Below are 26,449 nucleotides of genomic sequence, written 5' to 3'. Positions count from 1 at the left end.
GCTGTCTTAGCCCTGCGTTAAGACGGTGGATTTTCCTCCCCCTTTTTCCTGCGTTCTGTCTGGCCCCGCTGTAATCCATTCTTATAACTCTGCATATCCATTGCCCGGCGGTGATGGAGTGAGGTGTGACATGGATTGGAAAATCTTTTTATTGCGCGTCACGGTCGCGCTGATTCTGGGCGCGCTAATTGGCAGCGAGCGCCAGCTGCGCCAGCGCCTGACCGGGCTGCGCACCAATGCGCTGGTCAGCACCGGTGCCTGTTTGTTTGTGCTGATGACGCAAAGCGTACCGGGAATTGCCGCAGATGCCACGCGCGTGGCGGCCTATGTGGTTTCCGGCATTGGCTTCCTCGGCGGTGGCGTCATCATGCGCGATGGCCTGAATGTGCGCGGCCTTAACACCGCCGCCACGCTGTGGTGCACCGCGGCGATTGGCGTGTTATGCAGCATGGGCTTGCTGCTGGAAGCAGGCATCGGTTGCGTAGTAATTCTGTGCGCCAATATCCTGCTGCGCGAACTGGCGCAAGGCATCAATCGGCAGAGCATCATTACTGCGGAGGACGCCAGCCAGTATTACAAAGTGCAGATCATCTGTCTGGCGGCCGATGAGGTGCAGGTGCGCAGCCTGATGCTGCATAGCCTTGGCGGCAGCGGTCTGCGGCTGCAATCCCTGCACAGTGAGGATCTGGAACCCTCACACCGCATGGCGGTGAATGCGGAAGTGCTGGGTAAACCCAGCCTGACCGATCAGCTGGAAAATCTGGTCAGCCGCATCAGCCTGGAAAAAGGTGTCAGCTCGGTCAGATGGCAGGTGTGTGAACCAGAAACCGATTAATTCATCAAACGCAATGCGGCTGCGCTACCTGCCAAAGCGCAGCCGCAGCGTTGCCGGCAGCACGGTATGCTGGCTGATGGGTTCATCGCTGTTAATCATGGTAGTGAGCAGCGAAAAACACTCCTGCGCCAGGCGCGGCACATCCTGCTCGACGGTATCGATCGGCAGAGTCAGTGAGTCATACAGATAGTGGTCGTCAAAGCTGGCCACGCGGATGTCGCTGTGCAGCAGGTGATGCTGGCTCATGTAGCGCAACACCCCTTCCAGCAGACCGCAGGCGGCGGTAAAAATCGCTTTGGGCGGACGCCCCAGCCGGGCGCACAGTGCGGCAAACATTTCATAACCGCTGCTCGGGTGATAGTTGCCGTGAATGATCCACTCCGGCCGCGGCGTCACACCTGCCCGCTCAAGGCCCTGCATAAAACCGGCCAGACGGTCTTTGGTGGGTGACAGACGCGGCTGACCGCCGAGGAAATAAATTTCATCCGGATTGGCGCGCGCCAGCCGTTCCACCAGCTCGGCAGTCGGCGTGACCGAATCGGTCATCACCAGCGGCAACTGCGTATCATTAACGTAGCGGTCAAACAGCACGATCGGCAGCTGATCGCTCAGTTTGACGTAGTCACTGTCGCTTAACATGCTGGACGCCACGATCAACCCATCCACCTGACGCGCCACCAGATTATCCACCACCACCCGCTCCTGCCCGGCGTTCTCGTCAGTGCAGGAGATCAGCAGCTGTAAGCCCGCCTCGCGACACAGATTTTCCAGCGCGTGCGAGAACACGGCAAAACCATGGTTGGTGATCTCCGGTACCACTAAACCCAGCGTATGGCTGCGATTATCGCGCAGCGAGCGCGCGTGAATACTGGCCTGGTAGTGATGTTCGCGCGCCAGCGTTAATACCCGTTCGCGCGTTTCTTTCGCCACGCGCAACTCTTTGCCACGGCCATTCAGCACCAGGCTGGCGGTGGCTTTGGACACCCCCGCCAGCGCGGCGATATCCGCTATGGTAACGCGTTTGGTTTTTCTCACGTCAGTGCATCGGTTAAGGAAACAATGACTTATTCTACCATGCACGGCCGCAACGACCAGTAGCGCGCCGTCACTTCTGCGTGTCCGGTCAGGGTTAATTGCGCCGGATGCGCCGGGAAGTAGCGGCTGCTCATCACCCCTTCCCCTTCATTAATGAAAATCTCGACGCTTGAGTGATCGCACAGTAACTGGAGCTGATTCACCGCGCCGCGCCAGTAACGGAACTGCCACTCGCCGTTTGCCAGACTGCGCCGCGCGAGCCGCAGCCCGTCGGCGCGCCACTCCAGCCGTAGCTGGTCGGCGAAGTTCAGGGTGATGTCGCCCTGCCCGCTCAGCAGTAACTCCAGCCGCTGCGCATCAATGACCGGCGCATCGGCGGATGGCCCCTGATAGTGCTGTTCAGCGCTGCGCAGCGCCTGCAGTTCAGTGACCGGACGCTGGAACAGCCGGCCATCGCGCGTGCCCAGTTCGCGCACGCAGGTCATCTGATGGATCCAGCCATTGGCCACCGTGGGCTGCAGCATCTCCTCGCCGTCCGGCACGCCCATCCAGCCCACCAGCAGCCGGCGTCCGTCGGCGGTTAGCGTGGTTTGCGGCGCGTAAAATTCGAAACCGGCGTCAAGCTCATGTAATTCGCCATGGCTAAAGCGGGCGTTAGCGTAATCAAGATCGCCGGAGAGCCACGCGCTCGGATGTGCATTGAGAAAACGATGCTGTTCCCGGGCAAGCCCCTGCGGACAGCAAATCAGGAAGGTGCTATCGCCGAGGGTAAACATGTCCGGGCATTCCCACATGTAACTGGCTGCCGCCAGCCCGTTCAGGCCGCTGCCGGCAATCTCGCCCAGATTGTGCCACTCACGCAGGTCCGCCGAGCGCAGCAGCAATACTTTGCCCTGCTTTTGTTGATCCTGCGCACCCAGCACCATGAACCAGTGCTCGCCATGCCGCCACACTTTCGGGTCGCGCACGTGTCCGGTATAGCCGTCGGGCAGCGCGATCACCGGCCCGAGTTTGTCAAAGCCGCCCTGCGCATTCTGCACCGCCAGACACTGCCAGGCGGTGCGCGAACCATCGGCAAACTTCACGTTGCCGGTATAGATCAGGGTCAGCGCGCCATTATCATCAACGGCGCTGCCCGAATAGCAGCCGCTGCGGTCATACTCTTCATCCGGCATTAACGCTATGGGTTCATGCTGCCAGTGCAGCAGATCGGCGGAACTCCAGTGGCCCCAGCATTTATGCTGATGCTGACAGCCCAGCGCATTCCACTGATAGAACAGATGGTAACGCCCGGCGAAGTGAATAAAGCCGTTCGGATCGTTAAGTAATCCGGTGACGGGTGCCAGATGCCAGCCCGGATAATGCGCATCGTTCAGCGCGCGCGGCTGACCGCGCATCACCGCCTGTAAAATATCGGGTAACAATGTAGAAGCCGCCATTATTCCGCATCCGTTTTGTATTTGAGCAGATAAGAGATCACAAATGCGCTGCTGAAGGCAATCACCATGCCAATGGCATAATTAAGCAACGAGCTGGCCTGCACAATCGCCATGCCCGGCAGACCGGTCAAACCGACAGCCGTCATATACACATGCACCGACACTACCCAGGCACCGCCCAGCGCGCCGCCGATCAGGCCGGCGATAAAGGGTTTCATAAAGCGCAGGTTGATACCGAAAATCGCCGCCTCGGTAATACCCAGCAGCGCTGAAAAGCCGGACGGCAGCGAAATGGCTTTGATTTTCACATCTTTGGTTTTGAACCATACCGCCAGACAGGCACCGCCCTGCGCCACGTTAGCCATCGCCCAAATCGGCAGCAGGAAGTTGACGCCAATCGCCGGATTGCCCAGCAGCCCGGCTTCAATCGCATGGAAGCTGTGGTGCACGCCGGTGATCACGATAACCGAGTAAAGCCCGCCAAACACCAGTCCGGCCAGCCAGCCGGCATGGGCAATCAGCGTGCTGAGAACGAATGAAATACCGTCGCCCAGCATCCGCCCTGCCGGACCAATCACCAGCAGCGCAACGAAGCCGGCGATAATCACCGTCAGGAACGGCGTCAGGATCAGATCCAGCGCGTCCGGAATCACCCGGCGCAGCTGCTTCTCCAGCATGCTCATAAACCACACCGCCAGCAGCACCGGAAACACCGTGCCCTGGTAGCCGATCATCGCCACTTCGATACCGAAAAAGTTCATGGTATGGAAGCCGGCCGCCACGCCCCAGGCGTTGGTGAGCGCCGGATGCGTCAGGATGCCGCCGAGCGTGGCACCGAGGAATGGGTTACCGCCAAACTCACGTGCCGCGGTAAAGCCAATCAGGATTGGCAGGATGATAAAGGCCGCCGAGCTGCACATATCCAGCATGATATACAGCGCGTTGTCGGGGTTAACCCAGCCGTAGGTTTTAACCATGCCGAGCAGTCCCATTAGCAGGCCAGAGGCCACAATCGCCGGGATGATCGGTACAAAAATGTTCGACAGCAGACGCGCAATGCGCTGGAACGGATTGAGCTTGCGCGCACCGATATCCGCCGCTTCCGACTTGCTGGTTTCACTGATGCCAGCTTCGCGGATAAACGCGGCATACACTTTATTCACCACGCCAGTGCCAAAAATCACCTGCAGCTGTCCGGCATTGCGAAAACAGCCCTTCACGCCCTCCAGCTTGCCAATCGCGGCGGTGTCGGCTTTGGCGTCATCCACCAGTACCAGGCGCAAACGTGTGGCACAGTGCGCCGCACTGGCGATATTTTCCCGGCCTCCCAGCAGCGGCAGCAGCGACCGGGAAAGAGTAACAAAATCCATAGTAACCTCTGTTTTTGGTTGTTATGCCATCATGCGCTAAGCGGCCCGCACGCGGGCCGTTTCATCAGAACCAGGTTTCCATTTGCACGCCAAAGTTCCACTCGCCGCCGGACTTAAAGCCGGTGCTGCCAAAGGCGTCATCGCTGGCGTAGTTATCCAGACGATGATCCCAGTCCATCCAGCTGGCGAACAGGCGGATTTCCGGACGCTTGAGGAATTCGCCCACATCGCTGGCTTTGAGCGTGGGGGCGACGGTGAGCTTGTAGAAGTTGCCGCTGACGGCCTGACGATTGTTATAGCCTTCAGGCCGCAAATCCATGTACTGATATGAGCCTTCATACTGCATCTCAAAGTTCTGGGTAAATGCCTGAATCAGGCGCAGGTTCACGGTGGCCCACTCATAGCTGTCGCCTTTGACATAGCGGTCTTTGCTGCTCTGCGCCAGCAGCGCCGGCGCGATGTGCCAGCCCGCGCCCAGCGGCGTCATGCCGTAGCTGGCGAGCCGCCAGGTGTCCGCCTGCGGCAACAGCGCGCCGTCGGAACCAATGCTTTTAACTTCTGCGCCGAGGCCATGACCGTACAGCAGCGCGGTTTTCGCTGAACCCTCACCCAGGCCGTAGAAGCTGTCGTTGTGCAATCCGACCAGGGCGTGCACACCGTCACTGGCGGCATCACTTTTCACGCGGTTGCCGTCAATATCGGTGCGCTGATCGTTATCTTTCGCGCGCATGCCGCTCACCATCAGCTGTAGCGGCCCGACGAAGTTATTCAGCGACAGAATGTAGTTTTGCGCGGTGTTGTCGTTATTTTCGATGTCCCCGAAGGTGCGGCCATAAATCGACAGGTTGCTGCGGGCGTCATCGCCCCACTTCATGTCGTAAATACCGGCCCCGGTTCCGGCGAGGAACACCACATCGGAATCGATCCAGTGGATGTCGAAGTTATCCCGGTCGAAACGCTTACCGGCCCACACCGTGGAGTCTTTGAACGCACCGGTGAAGGTCGGTAGCTGCCCCAGTTCGACAAACGCCTGACGCAGGTTGAGATCGCTGCTGGCGGCAGTCCAGTCGTTGTAGGTGCGCTGTCCGTCGGCCAGCATCGCCTTGAAGCGCGTGGTGGCACCGTTGGCCAGCGTTTGTTTATGTTCGAGGTTAAGTTCAACGTAGGTATCCGGCTCATTGCCGAGCCGCCCGACGTGACCGCCGGTCTCACCGGCCGGCGTGAGGGTGGGCCCGCCCTGAGTTTTCGCAGCGGAACTGTTCATCAACAGGCCAGAGCGTGCGTAGCCATGAAACTCAAAGCCCTCTGACTCGCTGCTGGCGGCGGGCGCAACAGGCTGAGCGGCGCGCGGTTCGGTCTGTGCCACGGCAACCGGCGTCGGGTTCTGCTGCTGCACCGCAGCCAGCTTTTGCACCTGCTGTTCCGCCGCCTGCGCGCGCTGCTCCGCTAAGCTGGCACGCTGTTCAGCCGCGGCCAGTCGTTTTTCCATCGCCGCCAGGCGCGCTTCAATACTGCTCATGTCGTCTGCCGCCCAGGCTGAGCCTGAGCCTAACACGGTACTAAGGGTTATAGCGATTATGCTTTTTTTCACTGTTTTGCATCCCTGAGGCAAGGCTATCATCAGATGTATTTTTTGCTAAACCGATTTAGGAACCGCATCATAGCGGTGCCATTTTTTAAAGCGCAATGGATTTTGCTAAACCGATTTAGTGGATGTGAGATACATCGCAAAACAGGGAAAACGGCGGGGTCAGATACTGTGCTGCTGTAGCTGTTGATGGTTGGGTAACGCGGTCATTGCGCCTTTGGCGGTGGTAGCCAGCGCCCCGCACGCCTGCGCCGTGCGCAGGCAGGCCGCCAGCTGCGCTTCATCCGCCGGCAGACCCCGCTGCGCCAGTTCCCACAGCAGTCCCGCCACGAAGGCATCGCCGGCACCGGTGGTATCCACGCTGATCACCGCACGCGCGGGATAGTGAGTTTGCCGGCCATCAAAATAAGCACGCACGCCAGCGCTGCCCTGTGTGACTAACAACAATTTAACGGAGAAGCGCTGCGCCAGTTGCGCGATGCCGCTGTCAATGTCGGCGGTGTCCGTCATAAAGGCCAGTTCTTCCACGGAGAGCTTCACCACATCCGCCCGTTGCAGGGCCGCACTGAGGCATTGCAGCAACTCCGCCGCATCGGACCACAAATCAAGACGGATATTGGGATCGAAGCTGACAAAACCGCCCGCCTCACGCACACGCTGCATGGCGGTTAATGCCGCCATGCGCGACGGCTCGGCGAGTAACGCAATCGAACAGCAGTGCAGCCACTCGCCACACTGAAACCGCGGCAAATCGTCTGGCGTGAGAAACAAGTCGGCGCTGGGGCGCACCATGAAAGTGAAGGTACGCTCGCCCTGCTCATCCAGGGCCACGACCACCGTGGAGGTGCGCTGCTGCACATCTTTGCGCATATGGGAAACATCCACCTTTTCCTGCGCCAGGGTCTGACACAAAAACTGGCCAAAAGGATCGTCGCCCACCCGTCCGATAAATCCGCTGTTACCCGCCAGCCGGGCGATACCCACTGCCACGTTGGCGGGCGCGCCACCGGGACACTGCAACAAACGGCCCTCGTCATCAGGCAGCAAATCCACTACGGCATCACCCAGACACCAGATACGTTTCATCATAATTCAGTCTCACTTAATCGCTAAAACGGTTTAGCAAAGCATGCATATTAATCATGAATGCGGGTATTTGTCACCGTGAACAGACAGACAGGCTTCAGACTTGTCCGTTGCTGGGATCGGTTTTGCCCTGCCGCATGGTCGTCTGCGTATTGACGTCTATGCTTAAAGTTTTCCAAAACCTTATAAAAATCGGTGTCATTGAGATTTCATTTCGCCACTTGTCCGGAGGCAAAGGCATGAGCAACCCACGCGATGAGAAGACGCAGCGGTATTCACCGCAGCAGGAAGAGACAGAGCGAGCCCGGCTGACAGCCGGTGCCGGTTCCGCCGCGCCGGCCCCCGTCACGGTGCCGGTCACGCTGCAGGTGAACGGCGAACCTCAGCAGCTTAACGTGGATACCCGTACCACGCTGCTGGACGCGCTGCGCGAACATTTACACCTGACCGGCACCAAAAAAGGCTGCGATCACGGTCAGTGCGGTGCCTGTACCGTGCTGGTCAACGGCCGGCGCATCAACGCCTGCCTCACTCTCGCGGTGATGCAGCAGGATGCCGAAGTGACCACCATTGAAGGCGTCGGCACGCCGGATGATCTGCATCCGCTGCAGTCCGCCTTTATCCGCCACGACGGCTATCAGTGCGGCTACTGCACGCCGGGGCAAATTTGTTCCTCGCTGGCGGTGCTCCAGGAAATTGCGGCGGGCATTCCCAGCCATGTCACGGGCGATCTGACCGCCGCGCCAGCGCTGAGCGATGAAGAGATTCGTGAACGCATGAGCGGCAACATCTGCCGCTGCGGCGCCTATGCCAACATTCTTGCCGCCATTGAAGAGTACGCCGGAGGCCAGAAAGCATGAGAGCCTTTACCTTTGAACGGGCTGCGACGCCTGCACAGGCCGCCAGCAGCGCGATGCAGCATCCGGGCGCACGCTTTATCGCCGGCGGTACCAATCTGCTCGATTTGATGAAGCTGGAAATTGAAACCCCGTCGCACCTGATTGATGTTAACGGACTGGCGCTGGACAGCATTGAACCCACCGCCGAGGGCGGCTTACGTATTGGTGCGCTGGTGCGCAATACCGATCTGGCGGCAGATGCGCGCATCCGGCGCGACTATGCCGTGCTGACGCGCGCGCTGGTGGCGGGTGCTTCAGGCCAGCTGCGCAATCAGGCCACCACCGCTGGCAACCTGCTGCAGCGCACGCGCTGTCCCTATTTTTATGATGTTAATCAACCCTGTAATAAGCGTCAGCCGGGTACGGGCTGTGCCGCACGCGAAGGATTCAGCCGCCAGCATGCGGTGGTGGGGGTCAGCGAAGCCTGTATTGCCACCCATCCCAGCGATATGGCGGTGGCGATGCGAGTGCTGGATGCGGTGATTGAAACCGTCAGCCCTGATGGCAGCCAGCGCGCTATTCCCATCGCTGAATTCTACTGCGCACCGGGCGACACGCCGCATATCGAAACCGTGCTGCAGCCGGGTGAGCTGATCGTCGCGGTTACCCTGCCTGCACCGCTGGGTGGCACGCACATTTACCGTAAGGTGCGCGATCGCGCTTCTTACGCCTTTGCGCTGGTCTCAGTAGCAGCGGTTATCCTGCCTGAGGGTGGCGGCCGGGTGGCCGTCGGCGGCGTGGCCCATCAGCCGTGGCGCAGCGCGGCGGCGGATGCTGAACTTCCTCACGGGGCGCAGGCGGTCTGCGATGTGCTGTTTGCTGATGCACGTCCCACTGAAGCCAACCGATACAAATTGTTGCTGGCGCAGCGCACGCTCGCCTCAGCGATCGCGGAAGCGAGGAGCAACGCATGAAATTTGACACACCAGCAACCGCCAATCCTATCGATCGGCAGCGCGTCGTCGGCCAGCCGCTGGCGCGCATCGACGGGCCGTTAAAAACCACCGGCTCGGCGCATTACGCCTATGAATGGCACGCTGAAGCACCGGATGCGGCCTACGGTTATGTGGTCGGCGCGCCAGTTGCCAAAGGCAATATTCTCTCGATTGACACCCACGCCGCAGCACAGGCACCGGGCGTGCTCGGCATCGTCACCGGAGCAACCGCCGGCAAGCTCAACAAGGCAGAGCGCAATACCGCGACGCTGCTGGCGAATAATAAAATCGAACACTATCACCAGGCCGTGGCGCTGGTGGTGGCGGAGACCTTTGAGCAGGCACGTGCCGCCGCGCAGCTGGTTAAGGTTAACTGCCAGGCTGAAACGGGAGCTTACGATCTTGAAGCGGCCCAGCCAGAGGTGACAACGTCACCCGAAGGTGAGCCGGATAAAACACTGGGCGACGTCGATGCTGCCCTGCACAGCGCAGCCTTTACGCTGGACGCCACCTACACCACGCCCGATCAAAGCCATATGGCAATGGAACCGCACGCTTCCATGGCGCTGTGGCAGGACGATCACCTGACGGTCTGGACCTCGAATCAGATGATTAACTGGTGCCACACCGACCTGGCGCACACGCTCGACATGCCGATGGAAAAGGTGCGCGTGCTCTCTCCTTACGTCGGCGGTGGCTTCGGCAGCAAACTGTTTCTACGAAGCGATGCGCTGCTGGCGGCTCTGGGTGCGCGCGCCGTGGGACGCGCGGTGAAAGTGATGGTGCCACGCCCGATGATCCCCAACAACACCACGCACCGGCCAGCAACGCGGCAGCGCATCCGATTAGCTACCGATGCGCATGGCCATCTCACCGCCATTGCCCATGAAAGCTGGTCCGGTAATCTGCCGGGCGGAACGCCGGAAACTGCGGTGCAGCAGACTGAATTACTCTACGCCGCCGCCAATCGGCTTACCGGGCTGCGCCTCGCCGAACTCGATCTTCCCGAGGGCAACGCGATGCGTGCGCCGGGTGAAGCACCCGGTCTGATGGCGCTGGAGATTGCCATGGATGAAATGGCCGCCATCGCCGGTATCGACCCGGTAGAGTTTCGCATCATCAATGATACACAGGTCGATCCACTGCATCCGGAGCGCTTCTTTTCACGCCGCCAGCTGGTGCAATGCCTGCGCACCGGCGCCAGCAAATTTGGCTGGGCGGAGCGCTGTGCCCAACCCGGGCAGCGGCGCGAGGGGCGCTGGCTGGTGGGCATGGGCGTGGCAGCCGGTTTCCGTAACAACCTGCTGGCACCCTCCGCCGCGCGCGTGCAGCTGGATGCGCAAGGCACAATCACCGTCGAAACCGACATGACCGATATCGGCACCGGCAGCTATACCATCATCGCCCAGACGGCAGCCGAGATGATGGGCGTGCCGATTGAGCAGGTCAGCGTGCGGCTCGGCGATTCGGCGTTTCCTGTTTCGGCGGGTTCGGGTGGCCAGTGGGGAGCCAATACCTCCACGGCCGGGGTGTATGCGGCCTGCGTCCGGCTACGCGAGAAGGTTGCCGCACAGTTGGGTCTGGATGCGGAAAGCGCAGAGTTTGCCGATGGGCACATTCACGCCAGCGGGCAGCGCCTGCCACTCACTGCGGCGGGTCCGCTGATGGCGGAAGAGACCATGGAATTCGGCGATCTGGACAAAACCTTCCAGCAATCCACCTTTGCCGGTCATTTTGTCGAAGTGGCGGTCGATAGCGCCACCGGCGAAGTGCGCGTGCGGCGCATGCTGGCGGTGTGTGCTGCAGGGCGCATTCTCAACCCCAAAACCGCGCGCAGTCAGGTGATCGGCGCGATGACCATGGGCCTCGGCGCCGCGCTGATGGAGGAGCTGGCGGTGGACACCCGGCTCGGCTACTTCGTCAATCACGACATGGCAGGCTATGAAGTGCCGGTACACGCCGATGTGCCCGAGCAGGAGGTGATTTTCCTCGATGATACCGATCCGGTCTCTTCGCCGATGAAAGCCAAAGGCGTCGGTGAACTGGGGCTGTGTGGCGTCGGTGCCGCGCTGGTTAATGCGGTCTACAATGCCACCGGCGTACGAGTGAGAGACTATCCGGTGACGCTGGATAAGTTACTCGCCGCGCTGCCCGATCAGCCGTAATGCAGGTCCCCTCCGCCAGTGCATGCTGGCTGGCGGAGGGTGGAAAAGCGTAAGTGGCTAAGCCGTCAGGACTGCTCAGTGACAGAATGCGCTAACGCATGACGCCGGCCCTCTGCGGCCAGCGTCACTGCGGTGGTTAATGCTCTCAGCGCCCCGCTTCCTTAGCCAGCCCGCACCAGTGCACCAGCGTCAGCGCAATGGCTTTGGTACAGGCCACCAGATCGGCAATCGGCACATGTTCGTTAGGCTGATGCGACAGCGCCGGATCGCCGGGACCAAAGTTGACCGTCGGCGTCTGGCCCAGCGTGCTGGGCAGGCCAATGTCGCTGTGGGCACCAAAGCCGGCCAGCTGCGGGCTCAGTGCCGCGTCACTCACGCCCTGCTGAAAAGCGCTGACAAAAGGATGATCGGCCGGGATCTCGGCGCAGTCGGCGTCCAGTATCCATTCCACGCGCGCCGGATGCTTTGCCAGGTAAGGATCCAGCGCGCACACCTTCGCCACGTGCGCCTCAATCTCCTGTTTTACCTTACCGCCCAGCCCCATCTCATCCTTTTCTGCCGGCAGATACTGCACGTCTATGACGATCTCGGCACGGCCGGCAATTGACGCCGGGTGCTCGCCCACTTTCAGCTGCGTCACGATAATCTGGTTGGGCAGATCCATGAGTGGATGGTTTTTGTCGGGCTGCGTCTGCCAGCGGCGGTTCAGCACATCGAGCCCGTCCAGCATCTGGCGACACAACATCACGGCATCAACCGGACCGCTGCTGTCCCAGCTGTTCGGCGTTAATTCCGCATGACCGCCGATGCCATCGAGGATGATGCGCGCCCACAAAATGCCGTGGCAAATCGGCGCGATGCGATTGGCAGTGGGCTCCGTCATGATACCGGCATCGGCTTTGAAGCCGCGATCCACCATTGCCAGCGAGCCCATGCCGCCGATCTCTTCATCCACTACCGTGGTGAATACCACGTCGCCGGCCAGCTGCACGTTGAGATCCTGCAGCAGCTCCACCGCCATCAGCATGCAGGCCACGCCGCCTTTCATGTCCACCGCACCGCGACCATACACCGCCTCGTTGCGGATCTCCGGCACAAATGGATCGCTGTGCCAGTGCTCAGCCGGACCCGGTGGTACCACGTCAATATGGCCGGTAAGCATCAGCGACCTGCCGCCACCGGATCCGCTCAGGGTGCCGCCCAGATTAGGACGGCCTTCGAAGGTGCGGCCTTTATTGGCGCCCGGGCGGCCCTGATACTTCTGGTACAGCGCCGGGCCATCCGGATCCCACAGATCGGTGTCCATGCCCAGCGCCATCAGCCGCTGCTGCAGATAGCGCTGGCAGTCGCGCTCGCCTGGCCCGGCCTCGCGCGGATCGACCTTTACCACTGAGGGAAACGCCAGCAGGTCGCATAATGTCTGCGCGATACGCTGCGCGCTGGCATCGACGTGTGCGCTAATTTTTTCAGTCAGACTCATGTGTTATCTCCGATAGATAAAAAGTCGTTGTGCCATTAACACCATGATTAACAGCATGCCCACCACGCCCAGTTGCCACACGCTGTTCAGCCCCAGCTGCAACATGCAGGTTTTGAGGGTGACCAGCATCAGCGCGGCGGCGAGAACGCCAGCTACGCTGCCGCGCCCGCCAAAGATCGCCACGCCACCCAGCAGCGCGGCGGTCAGCGACTCCAGCTCAAGATTGACGCCAATTTCCGGGCGGGCGCTGCCGAGCCAGCACAGGGAAATAAAACCGGCGCAGCCGGCGAGCGCGCCGCTCAGGCAGTAAACCAGCAGCCGCAGACGATCGACCGGAATGCCCACCAGCCGCGTAGCGTGCTCATTGAAGCCGCAGGCGTAGATCCATTTGCCCCACGCGCTGTTGCTGAGGATCAGCCACGCCAGCAGAAACGCCGGGATGACACAGGTTAAGAAAGGCAACGGAACGGACAGCATGGCCGCCCGGCCCCACTGCGTCAGCAGCGGCGGCACGCCGGCCAGCGCCGCACCACCGGTCAATGCCAGCGCCAGGCCGGAAAACAGATAAAAACTGCCCAGCGTAACGATCAGCGGCCAGAGGCGTAAGCGCGCCACCAGCAGGCCGTTCAGCGCGCCGGCCAGGCTGCCGCTTAGCAGGCAAATCAGCGGCAGCCAGCCGGGCGCAATGCCCTGATCGAGTGCCAGCATGCCAATGACCGCCGAGAGCGAAACGTTACCGCCAACCGACAAATCAATGCCGCCGCCGCCAGTCATCACCACCAGCGACTGCCCGAGCGCCACCAGCGACAGCAGCGTGGCAAACTGCAGGATGGAGGTCAGCGACCATGCCGCCAGCATCTGCGGAAGCACAATCGCGATGGCACCCAGCAGCAACAGCCACAGCGCCAGCAGCAGCGTCAGATCGGGGGCTTTGCGCCACAGTTTCATGCCAGCCTCCTTAGCGATAACAGCCGCCCACTGGCTGCTTCACTGCTCAGCACCAGCAACAGCACCGCCCCGATGACCACGGTTTGCCACAGCGAGGGTACGCCAATCAGCAGCAGGCCATTTTGCAGAATGCGCAACAGCAGCACGCCGAGCAGCGTGCCGAGCAGACTGCAGGAGCCGCCGGTAATGCGCGTGCCGCCCAGCACCACCGCGGCAATCGCCTCCAGTGCCAGCGTGCCGCCGACGGTCATCTCCACGTTACGATAGGTGGCGATGTAGCAGGTGGCGGCCAGGCCGCATAGCACGCCGCTGAGAGCAAAGGTCGCGACACGCACCTGGGTCACCGGAATGCCCGCCAGCCGCGCTTTTTCTTCGGAGTTGCCGGCTGCCAGCAGCCATAACCCGTACGGCGTATGGCGCAGCGCCAGCCACACCAGCGCCCAGGCCGCGACAATCAGCCAGGCCATTAGCGGCAATCCCAGCAGCGGCCGCATCAGCGCATGCGTCAGATCGCCCGGCAGACCGGAAAGCCACTGCCCGCCCAGCAACACAAACAGCGCCGTGCGCCAGACGCCGAACAGCCCCAGCGTGCCAACAATTGCCGGAATGCGGCCGATCACCACCACCAGCGCGGTGATCAGCCCTGCCAGCAGGCCAATAAGCGGTCCGGCCAGCGCCGCCAGCAGCGGGGATTGCAGCATCAGCAGTTGTCCGACACCCCACGCGGCCACGCCCATCACCACGCCCACCGACACATCGACGCCGCCCATGGCGATGACCAGCGTCATACCCAGCGCGATCAACAGCAGTTCGCTGCTGTTGCGCAGAATGGTCAGCAGGTTGTCAGCGGTAGCAAACCACGGCGAAAACCACGTAAAGCAGGCGCCAGCCAGCACGGCGATCGCCAGCAGGACGATTTCCCGCGAAGTCATATGCATCACAGGCCTCGTCAGAATTTGAACTGGTCGACGTTATCTTTGGTGAACACCGCCGGCTTGCCGAGCAGCAGCACACCGGTTTTGCTGTCAAAGGTCACCGGTTGAGCGAAGCCGGGAACGTGATTTTCGGCAGCAAACGCTTTCCCGTCGATCAGCTGTTTGCCCGCCCACACCGTCAGATAGCCAAGCTTTTCCGGGTCCCACAGCACGGTGTAGCCAAACGCCCCGCTTTTCAGGTAGGCGCGCGCGGTGTTCGGGCTGCAGAAACCGCTGCCAATCACCTTGCCGTTTTTGCCAGCGGTTTCGATGGCCTGCGCCACGCCCGGACAGGTTGTAGAGGCCATGGCAATCACCCCTTTCAGATCGGGGTTAGCGGACATCAAATCGGTGGTGATTTGCGCCGCGCGGCTGGCGGAGCCACCGGCGTACTGGGGTTTGAGCAGCGTAATGTGCGGATATTTGCTTTTCACCCGCTGCTGCATAAAGCCAATCCAGCTGTTGAGGTTGGACGCGGTAGCTTCGCCAGAGACGATGCCAATTTTGCCGCGCTCGCCGACGCGTTTGACCATCTCATCGATCACCGTATCGCCCAGTCCCTCATCGGTGGCCTGCGCCACATAGACCGGCCGCCCGCTGTCGGGCGCATCGCTGTCGCTGGTGAACAGATGCACATTACTCGCCTGCGCCTGCGCCATCACCGGCGCAATACTGGAGGCATCCAGCACGCTGATGCCAATCGCATTGACCTTCTGCGCAATCAGGTTCTGCACGATCTGCAGCTGATCCATCGGATTGGTATCTACCGGACCGCTATAGACAAACTCCACGCCGAGATCGTGCGCGGCGCGCTTGCCGCCCGCCTCCATCGCCTGAAAATAGGGAATACCGATGATTTGCGGCACGAAGGCCACCTTTTGTGCCGCGAAGGCGTAACCCGATACCAGCAGCGACAGCGAACAAACAGCAGTAGCAATGCGATGCATGATGATTTCCCCTGGTGTGAGTGCTTAGGTGTTTTCGAAAATGCGCGCATCAGGATGCGCACCGGTAATGAGTGCAACAATTTCGTCTGGCGTGGTATCCGCGTGACGGCGCTCGGCGATTTTGCGGCCGCGACGAAACACCACCATGCGATCGGCCACGGCAAACACATCGCTGATGTTGTGGCTGATCAGCACCACGGCGCAGCCGCGTTCCGCCAGGCGGCGCGTCAGCTGCAGGACTTTCTGCGTCTCCGCGACCGCCAGCGCGGCGGTGGGTTCATCCATGATCACCAGCTGCGCGTTGAGATTGAGTGCGCGGCAGATCGCCACCGCCTGGCGCTGACCACCGGACAGACTGCCAACCGCCGCTTCGGCATCGGAAATGTGCGCATCGAGTTCGGTCAGCAGTCGATCCACCGTTTCGCGCATCGCGCGGCGGCGCAGAAAAGGGATGCCGAGCACGCGGCGCTTCAGCTCGCGGCCAAGAAACACGTTCTCGGCGATCGACAGATTCTCTGCCAGCGCCAGCTCCTGATAGATGGTGGCAATACCGTGATCGGCGGCCTGGCGCGGCGAGGTGAATTTCACCGCCCTGCCGTCCACCCACAGCTCGCCATCACTGGCGCTGTACGCGCCGGATAACACTTTGGTAAAGGTCGATTTGCCCGCGCCGTTGTCACCCAGCAGCGCCAGCACTTCGCCACGATGGATCGACAGATTGACCTGGCTAAGCGCTGTTAACGCGCCGAAGCGTTTGCCGATGTTGCGCGCTTCGATGAAACAGCTAGTCATGGGCGCTCTCCGGGTAAGCCGCGCTGTGGAAATCGATCTCCCACTGCAGTACGCGGGCGTAAAGCTGTGACAGCTGCGCCTGTTGCGCCGCGCTGAGCGTCAGTGCGCACTGGTCCAGTTCGGTTTTCAGCCACTGCGCCTGCTTATGAAATTCGTCTTCAGCATGCATCTCTACCCAGCGGCGCACGTCAGCGTCCTGCTGCGGTTGCGCGCTGACGCGCAGGCACCAGTGGTAATACATCCACTCGGCACCGAACATCAGGGTGATGATTTCCGTGTAGCTGCCCTGCTGCGCGACTTTCAGCATGCCATCGCGGAATGCGCTGACGCCGGGCAGATCGTCCGGATAATCCGCCGGCTGAATGCCGCGCCGCGCCAGCACCGCCTCAAACCAGGCGATTTGCTTATCCACCAGCGCATTGAGCACGCCAATCAGCCAGCGCTGCTGACGAATGCCGGGCGCCTTGCTCACCGCCAGCGCAAAAATAGCGATGGCGGTGGCGACGAAGTTACCCTCAAACACCAGATAGCGATTAAACACGCTGGCCGGCAGCCGATCGTGCTCAATGTCGATGACAAAGCGGTGCTGCTGCATCGCCTGCCATAGCGCCTGATGCTGCGTCAGCAGCCGATCGCTGAAGCTTTCCATCACGCCTCCTCCAGCGCAGCCTGCGCCACCGCCATGAAGTGCTTCACGCGCGCCAGTTCCACCGGGTTCCACCACACGCCATCAACTTTCAGCGTGCTGGCGACAATCACCCCCTGCGTGCGGCCAAGGATCTGGCAGACGTTGTCCGGCGTTACGCCTGAGCCCACCAGCAGCGGCAAGGCCGTTGCGGCGCGGATTTCGTCGATTTCACTCAGCGTGGCGCTGTCGCCGGTGCGCTGGCCGGTGGCGATCACCGCATCGGCTTCGAAGAAGTCGACGTCACGCGTCAGCTCCTGAATCGAGCGGTCGGCGACAATGGCGTGGCTGCCGTGTTTAACATGGCTATCGGCAAATACGCGGATATGATCGGCCCGCAGTTGATTGCGATAGCGCAGCGCTTTAGCGGCTGCCCCTTCGATAAAACCTTCATTGGCGATATAGGCATTGGCCCACTGGTTAACGCGCACAAAATCTGCCCCACCGGCTAATGCCGTGGCAATTGCCGGGATTGCCGCATTGGCCAGCACGTTAATTCCCAGCGGTGCAGCAAAACGCTCGCGAATTTTATCGGTAATCACCGCCATTAATGCCGCCGTTTCCGGGCCAATATCCTCAGGCTTGGCAAAGGGAATATCGCCATGATTCTCAACGATTAAACCGTGCACGCCGCCAGCGAGATAATTATCCGCATCGCGCAGGGCGCAATCGATAATTTCACTCACCGGTTTACCACGGTATTTCGGCGAGCCGGGAAAGGCATCGCAGTGAATAACCCCAATCACCGCTTTACTGCGTGAAAAAATATCTTGTATCGCGTTACTTTTTTCTGCTGATATAGAAGCCATCTCTTTCACCTTATTAACGAGAAAACTATGCGTGTCTATGTTGCAGGCAATATTGTGGTGGATGAAACCTGGTCCATCGATCAACTCCCTGAAAAAGGCGCCTCAATTCATGGCAAAAAAATTGCGCAGGATATCGGTGGCAAAGGTGCCAATCAGGCAATCATACTTTCGCGTTGCGGCATCGATACGCGCTTAATTAGCGCCACCGGCGATGATATTAACGGCCAGTGGATCCGCGAACGCATCCGGCACGAAACATTAACCTTGCTGCCGCCTCAGTTTTTGTCTGCTCACAGTGACACCTCAATTATTTTTAATAGCAGCGATGGCGATAATGCCATTATTACTACCACCGCCGCGGCCGACGCGCTGGCAGCCGATATTATCCTGGCTTACTTAGCCGATGCCGCAGCCGGCGATATTCTGCTGCAGCAGGGCAATTTTTCTGCGGATAAAACCCGCCGGTTATTTAGCTGGGCAAAGGCGCACGGCTTAACCACGGTATTTAATCCTTCACCGGTCAATCCGGACTTCGCCGATCTCTGGCCACTGATTGACATCGCGGTGGTCAATCAACCGGAAGCCGATCTGCTGCAACCCACCGGCGTTAACACACTGGTGATTACTCAGGGTGCCGCCGGTGCGCTGCTGATGCGTGGCAATCAGCGCGTGTACTGCCCGGCGATCAACGTCGCGGCCGTCGATACCACCGGCGCCGGTGACACCTTCCTCGCCGTGCTGCTGGCGTCTGCCCTGCTGCGCGGCGTCGCGCCCGACCTGCTGGCGCTGCAGCATGCCAGCGCGGCGGCGGCGATTACCGTCAGTCGCACCGGCACGCTGAACGCGTTTCCTGATGCTGATGAATTACAACGTATTCTGGCGCAGCGCTAAGCCTGGGCGCAGACGTTTGCGTCTGCGCCTGGCGGTTACTTAAACAGCGAACGGTAGCTGTCGACGTTGGCTTTGGTCACCACCGTGGCCGGAACCAGAATGGTTTTGCTCACAGTTTTGCCGGCCGTCAGGCTATTCAGCGCTTTCAGCGCTTCTTCACCCATTTTCTTCGGATCCTGCTGCAGCACGGCGGTAACGTAGCCACCGTCAATGCCGCTGATGGCTTTTGCCGTCAGATCCCAGCCGAATACCTTGATGTCCTTCTGCCGCCCCTGGTTTTCTACTGCGGCAATGGCACCCAGCAGCGCCGGCTCGCCGGTGGCATAGATCGCGGTGAGATCCGGGTTGCCGGTAATCAGGTTTTCGGCAGCGGTCATGGCGTTGTCCTGAATATTCTGGCCATCGACCACATCGGCGACCGTTATCTGGCTGTTGCTTTTAATCGTCTCTTCAAAGCCTTTCTGGCGCTGGTTCTGGATGGCCGAATTGAGCGCGCCGACAATTCCCAGTCGCGCTTTACCGTCCATCTCTTTCGCAACATAATCGACAAAGTATTTACCGAGGATTTTTCCACCTTCGAGGTTATCTACGCCCACCTGCGCTGCCTGCGGACCGGCAGGTAATACGGCATCAATCGCAATCACCGGAATATTCGCCGCTGCGGCTTCTTTTATCGCTGGCATAATACCGTTGACATCAATTGCATCCACCAGAATGCCTTTCACTCCCTGCTGAATATAGTTTTCAATCGCATCGTTTTGCGCCACGGGATTATCGTTGGCGTTATAAATCACCAGCTGTTTACCGCTGGCTTTGGCCGCTTCCTGCGCACCCTGATTCATCAGGTTAAAAAACAGCGCCTGCTGATTAATCTGGACTAACGCATAAGTGGGTGCGGCATGAGCCTGAACGCATAATGAACCTGCGGCGAGTAAACCACTCGCAATGAACAGTGAACGCAGTTTTCCGTTGAAAGATGACATCATTGAGTTCCTCGTCGGGAATAATAATAACCAGCGCTTCTCAGCGACGTACCGCTGAGCGTTTTTTTTGGCAGGTAAATATCAGTTCAATGATTCTGAGCACGGCGATAATGCCGTGTTTTGATGCCGCCGGCGTCGTCTTTTTCGGCATCCCATCCACTGGGAGTGCGGGGTGAAAAAAACAATGTCGGGTTGGGAAGTTAATCCCGGTACTGCGGTAAACGCTTTATACAATTCGCCCGACGAATTTTTTTGTCAAGTGTTTATTTCTCCAGCGACGCAATCGGGAAAGCGCTGTATTAGTCGCGCTTAACTGTGTTACAGATAAGCCACCCCGGCAAACATGGCGAAATGGATGAGTACAAAACGCGTGTTGTTATCTGACGTGGCAAAGCTGGCTGGCCTGTCAAAAGCCACGGTGTCACGCTATCTGAATCACAGTATTGTGCTGCCGCAGGACACCGTTGACCGCATTGAAAGCGCGATCCGCACGCTGGACTATCGCGGTAATTCTCTTGCGCGGCGTTTAAGCAAAGGCGGCAGCGAAACCCTGGGTCTGGTGCTGCCGGATATCACTAACCCGTTTTTTGCCGAACTGGCGGATGCCGCCGAAGAAGCGGCGTCGGCACACGGTTACAGTCTGGTGCTGTGCATCACGCGCAACAATCCGGACAAAGAGGCGCAGTTTATCCGCTGGCTGGATACGCGCCAGGTGGATGGCCTGCTGTTCACCACCAACCGGCCGGACAACGGCCTGCTGCGCGACGAGATCCAGCGGCAGCGCCATGTGGTTTTGCTGGATGAAGACATTCCCGGCAGTAACGTGCCGAAGGTCTTTGCGGATAACGTGCAGGGTGGCCGCATGGCCACCGAGCAGCTGATCGCCGCCGGGCACACGCAGATAGCGTTTATCGGCGGCCCGGAGCAGCTGATGAGCGTGCGCGAACGCTATCTTGGCTTTTGCACCGCGATGCAGCAGGCCGGTTTAATCGTACCGCCGCAATGGGTGATGTATGGCAACTACGAACGCGAATTTGGTCAGCAGGCGTTGCAGCACCTGTTCCGCTGCACGCCGCGCCCTACCGCTGTGTTCGCCGCCAGTGACTATCTGGTGCTGGGACTGCTCGACGGTCTGCGCGCCATCGGCCTGCAGGCACCGGCGGCGCTGTCGCTGGTCGGCTTCGATGACGCCAACTACAGCGATCTGACCCAGCCGCGGATCTCCACCATCCGCCAGCCAGCGCGCCAGCTGGGCCACACGGCGGTAAGCATTATGCTGCGCCTGCTCAACAACGACAGCAGCATCCCGATGGAGACACGTTTACCGGTGGAATGGATCGGTCGCGATTCGGTGGGATTTGTTAGCGATGTCCCAAAATGAGGCAAAACTGCACAATCATGGCGCAAAAAGTGAGCGATTTTTTCCGTTAGCGGTATAGTGAGTAAACCGGTTTACTTGCTGATTACATAACATACGATGTATTACAACAAGTTAGCCGCGAGTGCAGTGCATGTTATTCAGGCTGGCATGGATGCTGCAATGTCATACCTGGCGAGTAAATATCATTGTAGCGTTTACCCTGTTGCTGTGAATTAAGGGTTTATCTGACAGGTAAACCGGTTTACTAGATTGTAAATCGTGTCAGATAGCCTCTTTTTCCCGACCGGCTAAACATTTCCCACAGGCGTTGATGGGAGTGATCCAATGCAGCAATTACAAGCTCTTCCGGCCCGGGTGGAGATGATTAACATCACCAAAACCTACGGCTCAATTCGTTCTCTGCGCGGCGTCAATCTGCAGCTGGCCCCCGGTGAAGTGCTCGGTCTGGTGGGCGACAACGGCGCCGGCAAATCGACGCTGACCAAAGTGCTGTCCGGCGCGGTGATCCCTACCAGCGGCGCGATCCGCATTGATGGCGAGCAGCAGCACTTCAGCAATCCGGCGGATTCGCGCCGTTGCCATATCGAAATGGTTTATCAGGATCTGTCGCTGTGCGACACGGTCGACGTGGCCGGTAACCTGTTCATGGGCCGCGAACCGACCAGACGTATCCTCGGCGTGCCGTTTCTCGATCAGGCCACAATGCATGCGCAGGCGCGTGAGATGCTGAAAGGTCTGGGCATCTCGATTCCCGATACCCGTCTGCTGGTGCGTAACCTCTCCGGCGGGCAGCGTCAGGCCATTGCTATCGCCCGTGCCGCCGCGTTCGATCCTAAAGTGCTGATTATGGATGAACCCACTGCCGCGCTGGCGGTAGCGGAAGTCGAAGCGGTGCTGGAACTGATTCGCCGCGTGTCGGCGCGCGGCGTCAGCGTGATCCTCATCACCCATCGGCTGCAGGATCTGTTCCTGGTGTGCGATCGCATCATGGTGATGTACGAGGGCACCAACGTGGCCGACCGCCGTGTGGCGGACACCAGCCTGAGCGATATCGTCAACCTGATCGTAGGTGAGAAATTTACCGCGCAGTCCGCGGCAGCACACTGAGGTAACAGGATGAGCATCATGAATTTAGGCAGTTCACGCATGATCCAGCACTCTCTGCCGCGCCGCTTGTTGCATAACCATTCGGGTGTGGTGAGCATCGCGCTGTTTTTTGTCTTTTGCTGCGTGGTGTTTTCGCTGATCACCAGCAACTTTCTTACCAGTACCAACTGGCTGAATATCATCCGGCAAAGTGCGCCGCTGCTGATCGTCGCCACCGCGATGACGCTGGTGATTACTACCGGCGGCATCGATTTGTCGGTCGGCTCAACGCTGGCGCTGGTGGGCGCGCTGTCGGCCATTGCGCTCAATAACTGGGGCCTGCCGTGGCCGGTGGTGCTGATTGGCGGGCTGCTGCTCGGTGCGCTGGTGGGCGCCATCAACGGCTTCTTTATCGCCTGGGAAGGGATACCGGCATTTATCGTCACACTGGCCACGCTGGCAGTGGTGCGCGGCATCGCGCTGCTGGTGACGCAGGGCTATTCGATCCCGGTGCCGGCTGACAGCCTGTTCACCTTTATGGGTCGCGCCTGGGTGCTGGGGATTCCCATGCCGGCGCTGATCGGCATCGTGGTGCTGCTGGCTGGTCACATTGTGCTTAATCACCTGCGCTTTGGCCGCTACGTCACCGCCATCGGTGCCAACGCGGAAGGTGCACGCCGCAGCGGTATCAATACCAAAGCGGTGACCATGAAAGTGTACATTCTCAGCGGCATGGCGGCGGCGCTGGCTGGCATGATCATCACCGCGCGCCTCGGCAGCGGCTCCTCTAACCAGGGCGAAGGTTTTGAACTGCAGGTGATTGCGGCGGTGGTGCTGGGCAGTACCAGCCTGTTTGGCGGCTTTGGAACCGTGATCGGTACGCTGCTCGGCGCGCTGTCGATTGCCATTATCCAGAACGGCCTGATTTTATCGCATATCTCACCGTTTTATACCCAGATCGCCACCGGCACCATCATTTTGCTCGCCATCTGGCTCAACACCCGCATTCTCAACCCGAGCCGCGCGCCCGCCAAAGGATAGCCCATGAAAGGATCAATTTTTCGCCATGCGGATCCGTTGCCGCTCGGCGTCAGCAGCGGTCAGGTGATGACGGTGCTCGGTCCGCTGCCGGTGGCGGAGATGGGCGTCACGCTGATGCACGAGCACATTTTACTGGATGCCTCCGGTAAATGGGTGCCGCCCTGCTGCTGTAGCGACCGCCACATTGCTGAAATGCCGGTGCGCATCGAGAACCTCGGCGAGCTGTCGCTCAACCCGCTGATGAGTCGCGACAACTGCCAGCTGTTTGACGTCGACACCGCAATTGAAGAGCTAATGAAATACCGCGCGCTGGGCGGCGAAACGGTGATCGATCCGACCAATATCGGCATCGGCCGCGATGGTAAAGCGCTGCAGCGCATTGCCCGTCTCACCGGCCTGAATATTGTGATGGGCACCGGTCTGTATCTGGAGCCGTCGCATCCCGAGTGGGTAAAAACCATCAGCGTGGAACAGCTGACCGACAAGCTGATTTACGACCTCGGCGGACTGCCGGAGAAGCCGGAGGTGCTGGCCGGGCTGATCGGTGAAATCGGCATATCCAGCCGCTTCACGTCCGATGAAGAAAAATCGCTGCGTGCCGCCGGGCGCGCCAGCGCGGCCACCGGCGTGCCGATTCAGGTGCATCTGCCGGGCTGGGAGCGGCTCGGCCATAAGGTGCTGGATATTCTGGCGCAGGAAGGTGCCGATCTGCGCCACACCGTGCTATGTCACATGAACCCCAGCTTTGCCGACAAAACCTACCAGCGCGAGCTGGCGGATCGCGGCGTGTTCCTCGAATACGACATGATCGGCATGAGCTACTACTACGCCGACGAATCGGCGCAGTCACCGTCCGATGAGGAGAACGCGCGCGCCATTTGCGCACTGATCGACGACGGTTATCTGCCGCAGATTTTGCTGTCCCAGGACGTATTCCTGAAAACCATGCTGACGCGTTACGGCGGTCACGGCTATGGCTACATCCTCAAACATTTTGTGCCGCGCCTGAAACGTCATGGCGTCAGCGGCGAACAACTCGAAACCCTGATGATCACTAATCCGCAACGGGTGTTTGGCGGATAAACGGAGAAGTTGGCATGCAAAAGAACGTCTTGCTGGTCGGTGAATCCTGGACCAGTACCGCAACGCACGTAAAAGGCTTTGATCAGTTTGCTACCGCCACCTGGCACAGCGGTGCGGCGGATTTTCTCGCTGCGCTGCAGGATAGCACCTATGCCGTCACGCATATGCCGGCTCACGCCGCCGCCACTGATTTTCCGCAGACGCTGGAGGATTTGCAGCGCTGGGACGTGATTATTCTGTCCGATATCGGTGCCAATACCCTGCTGCTGCATCCGGACACCTGGCTGAAAAGCCGGCGTACGCCCAATCGCCTGGCGCTGATTCACGACTATGTTGCCGCGGGTGGCGCATTGATGATGGTGGGCGGTTATTACAGTTTTCAGGGGATTAACGGTGGCGCACGCTATCGCAATACGCTGGTGGAGAAAGTGCTGCCGGTGCGCTGTCTGGCCTGGGATGACCGCATCGAAACGCCGGAGGGCAGTTACGCCGAGGTGACAATGTCACACAAAGTGGTTACCGATCTTCCCGGCGACTGGCCGTGGCTGCTCGGTTACAACGAAGTGGAGATGCAGCCGGAAGGCACGCTGCTGGCCACCGTGGCGGGCACCGGCCATCCGCTGCTGGCGGTGCGCGAATATCAGCAAGGCCGCTCGCTGGTGTGGACCAGTGACATGTCAGCTCACTGGCTGCCGGAAGAGTTCAGCCGCTGGCCGGGCTATCGCCAGCTGTGGATCAACTGCCTCGACTGGCTGACGGAGCGTGACTGATGCCAGCGCGCTCACTGCCTCTGGCGCAGCAGCTGCTGAGCTTTGACACCATCAATCCACCGGGCAATGAGCTGGCCTGTGTGCAATTCCTCGCCGCGTGGCTACAAGAGCAGGGCTTCGTTGTCGAACTGACGGGGTTTGGCGAGCAGCGCGCCAACCTGATCGCCCGCCTGCCGGGCCAGATGCCGGGCAAACCGCTGGCCTTTACCGGCCATCTGGACACCGTGCCGCTGGGTAATCAGCCGTGGCAGTTTGATCCGTTTGGTCACGACATTGATGGCGACCGGCTCTACGGGCGCGGCGCCAGCGATATGAAAGCGGCGGTAGCGGCGTTTGTGCTGGCCTGCGTGCAGCATAAAGCGGCGATTGCTGCCGGGCGCGGCGTGGTACTGCTGCTGACCGGCGGTGAAGAGACCGGCTGCCATGGTGCGCAGGCGCTGATCGCGGCCGGGCAGTTGCCTGAAATTGGCGCGCTGATCGTGGGCGAGCCGACCGCCAACCAGCCGGTGATCGGCCACAAAGGCGCGCTGTGGCTGCGCTGCGAAACGCGTGGCAAAACCGCGCACGGAGCCATGCCGGAGCTGGGTATCAACGCCATCTACCTGGCGGCTGATGCGCTGGGTAAAATTCGTCACTTTTCACCGGGCGCGCCGCATCCGCTGATGAAACAGCCGACGCTGAACGTCGGCCGCATTGAGGGCGGCCTCAACATCAACTCGGTGCCTGACCGCGCCGCGTTTGATGTGGATATCCGCAGCGCGCCCAACCTGCAACACGCGGTGATTCGCCAGCAGCTGGCGACCTTTCTCGGTGACAGCGTGCACATCAGCACGCTGGTCGATCTGCCAGCGGTGCTGACCCCGGAACGGCACCAGTGGATTCAGTCGGTGTACCGTGCCTGCGAAGCCGTGACGCAGCAACCTGCGGAAGCGCGCATCGTGCCCTATTTTACCGATGCCTCACTGCTGATGCCGGCGCTCGGCGATCTGCCCTGCATTATTCTCGGTCCCGGTGAGCCGACGCAGGCGCATCAGACTGATGAATACTGCCTGGTGAGCCGTCTGAGCGAGGCTGAGCAGATTTACGGGCAGCTCATCGCTGAATGGATGCGCTGAGTGCCGCTGATGCGCTAAAAGCGGATTTTTTCCCTCTGCGCCGCCGGAAACGCCCTGCAGCCTGTTACACTCGTCGGCTATAACAACTTTTTAACGTCAGCGGCGCAGTGTG

24 protein-coding genes are annotated in these 26,449 nt (G+C 60.1%); 11 read left to right on the top strand and 13 right to left on the bottom strand.

Annotation, left to right across the window (positions count from 1 at the left end; genetic code table 11):
* Positions 1–130: 130 nt before the first annotated feature.
* Positions 131–835 carry an MgtC/SapB family protein gene (locus ABVR31_RS19575; protein WP_372774179.1) on the top strand — a complete coding sequence of 235 codons (705 nt, stop codon included), beginning with the start codon at positions 131–133 and terminating at the stop codon, positions 833–835.
* A 24-nt stretch (positions 836–859) separates the two neighbouring features.
* On the opposite strand, the gene ABVR31_RS19570 is transcribed toward ABVR31_RS19575, so the two are convergent.
* From ABVR31_RS19570 to ABVR31_RS19550, 5 genes are all read right to left on the bottom strand, one after another.
* Entirely contained in the window at positions 860–1,870 is a 1,011-nt protein-coding gene (locus ABVR31_RS19570; RefSeq protein ID WP_127834884.1) for a substrate-binding domain-containing protein, read from the bottom strand.
* Between the two features lie 29 nt (positions 1,871–1,899).
* Positions 1,900–3,309 carry a sucrose-6-phosphate hydrolase gene (locus tag ABVR31_RS19565; RefSeq protein ID WP_372774177.1) on the bottom strand — a complete coding sequence of 470 codons (1,410 nt, stop codon included), beginning with the start codon at positions 3,307–3,309 and terminating at the stop codon, positions 1,900–1,902.
* Complete coding sequence (locus ABVR31_RS19560; RefSeq protein ID WP_372774175.1) at positions 3,309–4,679, bottom strand: sucrose-specific PTS transporter subunit IIBC; 1,371 nt, start codon at positions 4,677–4,679, stop codon at positions 3,309–3,311. Before ABVR31_RS19560 ends, ABVR31_RS19565 begins: the two co-directional genes overlap by 1 nt.
* Before the next feature lie 64 nt (positions 4,680–4,743).
* Positions 4,744–6,300 carry a carbohydrate porin gene (locus ABVR31_RS19555; RefSeq protein ID WP_372774173.1) on the bottom strand — a complete coding sequence of 519 codons (1,557 nt, stop codon included), beginning with the start codon at positions 6,298–6,300 and terminating at the stop codon, positions 4,744–4,746.
* 129 nt (positions 6,301–6,429) lie between these two features.
* Positions 6,430–7,356 carry an aminoimidazole riboside kinase gene (locus ABVR31_RS19550; protein ID WP_058758754.1) on the bottom strand — a complete coding sequence of 309 codons (927 nt, stop codon included), beginning with the start codon at positions 7,354–7,356 and terminating at the stop codon, positions 6,430–6,432.
* Between the two features lie 236 nt (positions 7,357–7,592).
* Between ABVR31_RS19550 and paoA the strand changes: the two genes are divergently transcribed.
* The 3 genes from paoA to paoC are packed head-to-tail and all read left to right on the top strand — an operon-like array spanning position 7,593 to position 11,352.
* Positions 7,593–8,213: an aldehyde dehydrogenase iron-sulfur subunit PaoA gene (gene paoA, locus ABVR31_RS19545; protein ID WP_021509446.1), complete on the top strand. Its 621-nt coding sequence runs from the start codon at positions 7,593–7,595 to the stop codon at positions 8,211–8,213.
* Complete coding sequence (locus tag ABVR31_RS19540; protein ID WP_371221417.1) at positions 8,210–9,166, top strand: xanthine dehydrogenase family protein subunit M; 957 nt, start codon at positions 8,210–8,212, stop codon at positions 9,164–9,166. Before paoA ends, ABVR31_RS19540 begins: the two co-directional genes overlap by 4 nt.
* Entirely contained in the window at positions 9,163–11,352 is a 2,190-nt protein-coding gene (gene paoC, locus ABVR31_RS19535; RefSeq protein ID WP_372774170.1) for an aldehyde oxidoreductase molybdenum-binding subunit PaoC, read from the top strand. Before ABVR31_RS19540 ends, paoC begins: the two co-directional genes overlap by 4 nt.
* 145 nt (positions 11,353–11,497) lie before the next feature.
* Here paoC and ABVR31_RS19530 read toward each other — a convergent pair whose 3' ends face one another.
* The 7 genes from ABVR31_RS19530 to ABVR31_RS19500 are packed head-to-tail and all read right to left on the bottom strand — an operon-like array spanning position 11,498 to position 17,987.
* The gene (locus tag ABVR31_RS19530; protein WP_058758757.1) at positions 11,498–12,832 is read right to left on the bottom strand and encodes a M20 family metallopeptidase; all 1,335 of its coding nucleotides are present in this window, start codon (positions 12,830–12,832) and stop codon (positions 11,498–11,500) included.
* Between the two features lie 3 nt (positions 12,833–12,835).
* Entirely contained in the window at positions 12,836–13,780 is a 945-nt protein-coding gene (locus ABVR31_RS19525) for an ABC transporter permease (protein ID WP_058775026.1), read from the bottom strand.
* Positions 13,777–14,718: an ABC transporter permease gene (locus tag ABVR31_RS19520; protein WP_315657104.1), complete on the bottom strand. Its 942-nt coding sequence runs from the start codon at positions 14,716–14,718 to the stop codon at positions 13,777–13,779. The genes ABVR31_RS19525 and ABVR31_RS19520 overlap by 4 nt, the downstream gene beginning before the upstream one ends.
* A gap of 11 nt (positions 14,719–14,729) precedes the next feature.
* Complete coding sequence (locus tag ABVR31_RS19515; RefSeq protein WP_058758760.1) at positions 14,730–15,701, bottom strand: autoinducer 2 ABC transporter substrate-binding protein; 972 nt, start codon at positions 15,699–15,701, stop codon at positions 14,730–14,732.
* Between the two features lie 24 nt (positions 15,702–15,725).
* A complete protein-coding gene (locus ABVR31_RS19510; RefSeq protein ID WP_104093608.1) occupies positions 15,726–16,493 on the bottom strand; it encodes an ATP-binding cassette domain-containing protein in 768 nt (255 codons plus the stop codon).
* Positions 16,486–17,142, bottom strand: a complete 657-nt coding sequence (locus ABVR31_RS19505) for a TenA family protein (protein ID WP_372774167.1) — start codon at positions 17,140–17,142, stop codon at positions 16,486–16,488. The genes ABVR31_RS19510 and ABVR31_RS19505 overlap by 8 nt, the downstream gene beginning before the upstream one ends.
* The gene (locus tag ABVR31_RS19500) at positions 17,142–17,987 is read right to left on the bottom strand and encodes a BtpA/SgcQ family protein (RefSeq protein ID WP_288425110.1); all 846 of its coding nucleotides are present in this window, start codon (positions 17,985–17,987) and stop codon (positions 17,142–17,144) included. Before ABVR31_RS19500 ends, ABVR31_RS19505 begins: the two co-directional genes overlap by 1 nt.
* A gap of 27 nt (positions 17,988–18,014) precedes the next feature.
* Between ABVR31_RS19500 and ABVR31_RS19495 the strand changes: the two genes are divergently transcribed.
* A complete protein-coding gene (locus ABVR31_RS19495; RefSeq protein ID WP_372774165.1) occupies positions 18,015–18,878 on the top strand; it encodes a PfkB family carbohydrate kinase in 864 nt (287 codons plus the stop codon).
* Positions 18,879–18,913: 35 nt separating this feature from the next.
* On the opposite strand, the gene ABVR31_RS19490 is transcribed toward ABVR31_RS19495, so the two are convergent.
* Positions 18,914–19,864 (bottom strand): substrate-binding domain-containing protein, encoded by a 951-nt coding sequence (locus ABVR31_RS19490; RefSeq protein ID WP_371221421.1) that lies wholly within the window; start codon positions 19,862–19,864, stop codon positions 18,914–18,916.
* Positions 19,865–20,204: 340 nt separating this feature from the next.
* Between ABVR31_RS19490 and ABVR31_RS19485 the strand changes: the two genes are divergently transcribed.
* From ABVR31_RS19485 to ABVR31_RS19460, 6 genes are all read left to right on the top strand, one after another.
* On the top strand, positions 20,205–21,242 hold the full coding sequence (locus ABVR31_RS19485; protein WP_371221422.1) for a LacI family DNA-binding transcriptional regulator: 1,038 nt from the start codon (positions 20,205–20,207) through the stop codon (positions 21,240–21,242).
* A 360-nt stretch (positions 21,243–21,602) separates the two neighbouring features.
* Positions 21,603–22,349 (top strand): ATP-binding cassette domain-containing protein, encoded by a 747-nt coding sequence (locus tag ABVR31_RS19480; protein WP_021509459.1) that lies wholly within the window; start codon positions 21,603–21,605, stop codon positions 22,347–22,349.
* Between the two features lie 18 nt (positions 22,350–22,367).
* Positions 22,368–23,369: an ABC transporter permease gene (locus tag ABVR31_RS19475; RefSeq protein WP_164861075.1), complete on the top strand. Its 1,002-nt coding sequence runs from the start codon at positions 22,368–22,370 to the stop codon at positions 23,367–23,369.
* A 3-nt stretch (positions 23,370–23,372) separates the two neighbouring features.
* Complete coding sequence (locus ABVR31_RS19470; RefSeq protein ID WP_371221423.1) at positions 23,373–24,452, top strand: phosphotriesterase; 1,080 nt, start codon at positions 23,373–23,375, stop codon at positions 24,450–24,452.
* A 14-nt stretch (positions 24,453–24,466) separates the two neighbouring features.
* Positions 24,467–25,222, top strand: coding sequence for a glutamine amidotransferase (locus tag ABVR31_RS19465; protein WP_136547742.1), 756 nt, complete (start codon positions 24,467–24,469; stop codon positions 25,220–25,222).
* Positions 25,222–26,337 (top strand): M20 family metallopeptidase, encoded by a 1,116-nt coding sequence (locus ABVR31_RS19460; protein WP_371221424.1) that lies wholly within the window; start codon positions 25,222–25,224, stop codon positions 26,335–26,337. The genes ABVR31_RS19465 and ABVR31_RS19460 overlap by 1 nt, the downstream gene beginning before the upstream one ends.
* Positions 26,338–26,449: the final 112 nt, after the last annotated feature.

The sequence above is a fragment of the Pantoea sp. WEP genome, assembly GCF_041678305.1.
Lineage (GTDB): Bacteria > Pseudomonadota > Gammaproteobacteria > Enterobacterales > Enterobacteriaceae > Pantoea > Pantoea dispersa.
This window is presented reverse-complemented; position numbering and strand designations above follow the sequence as displayed.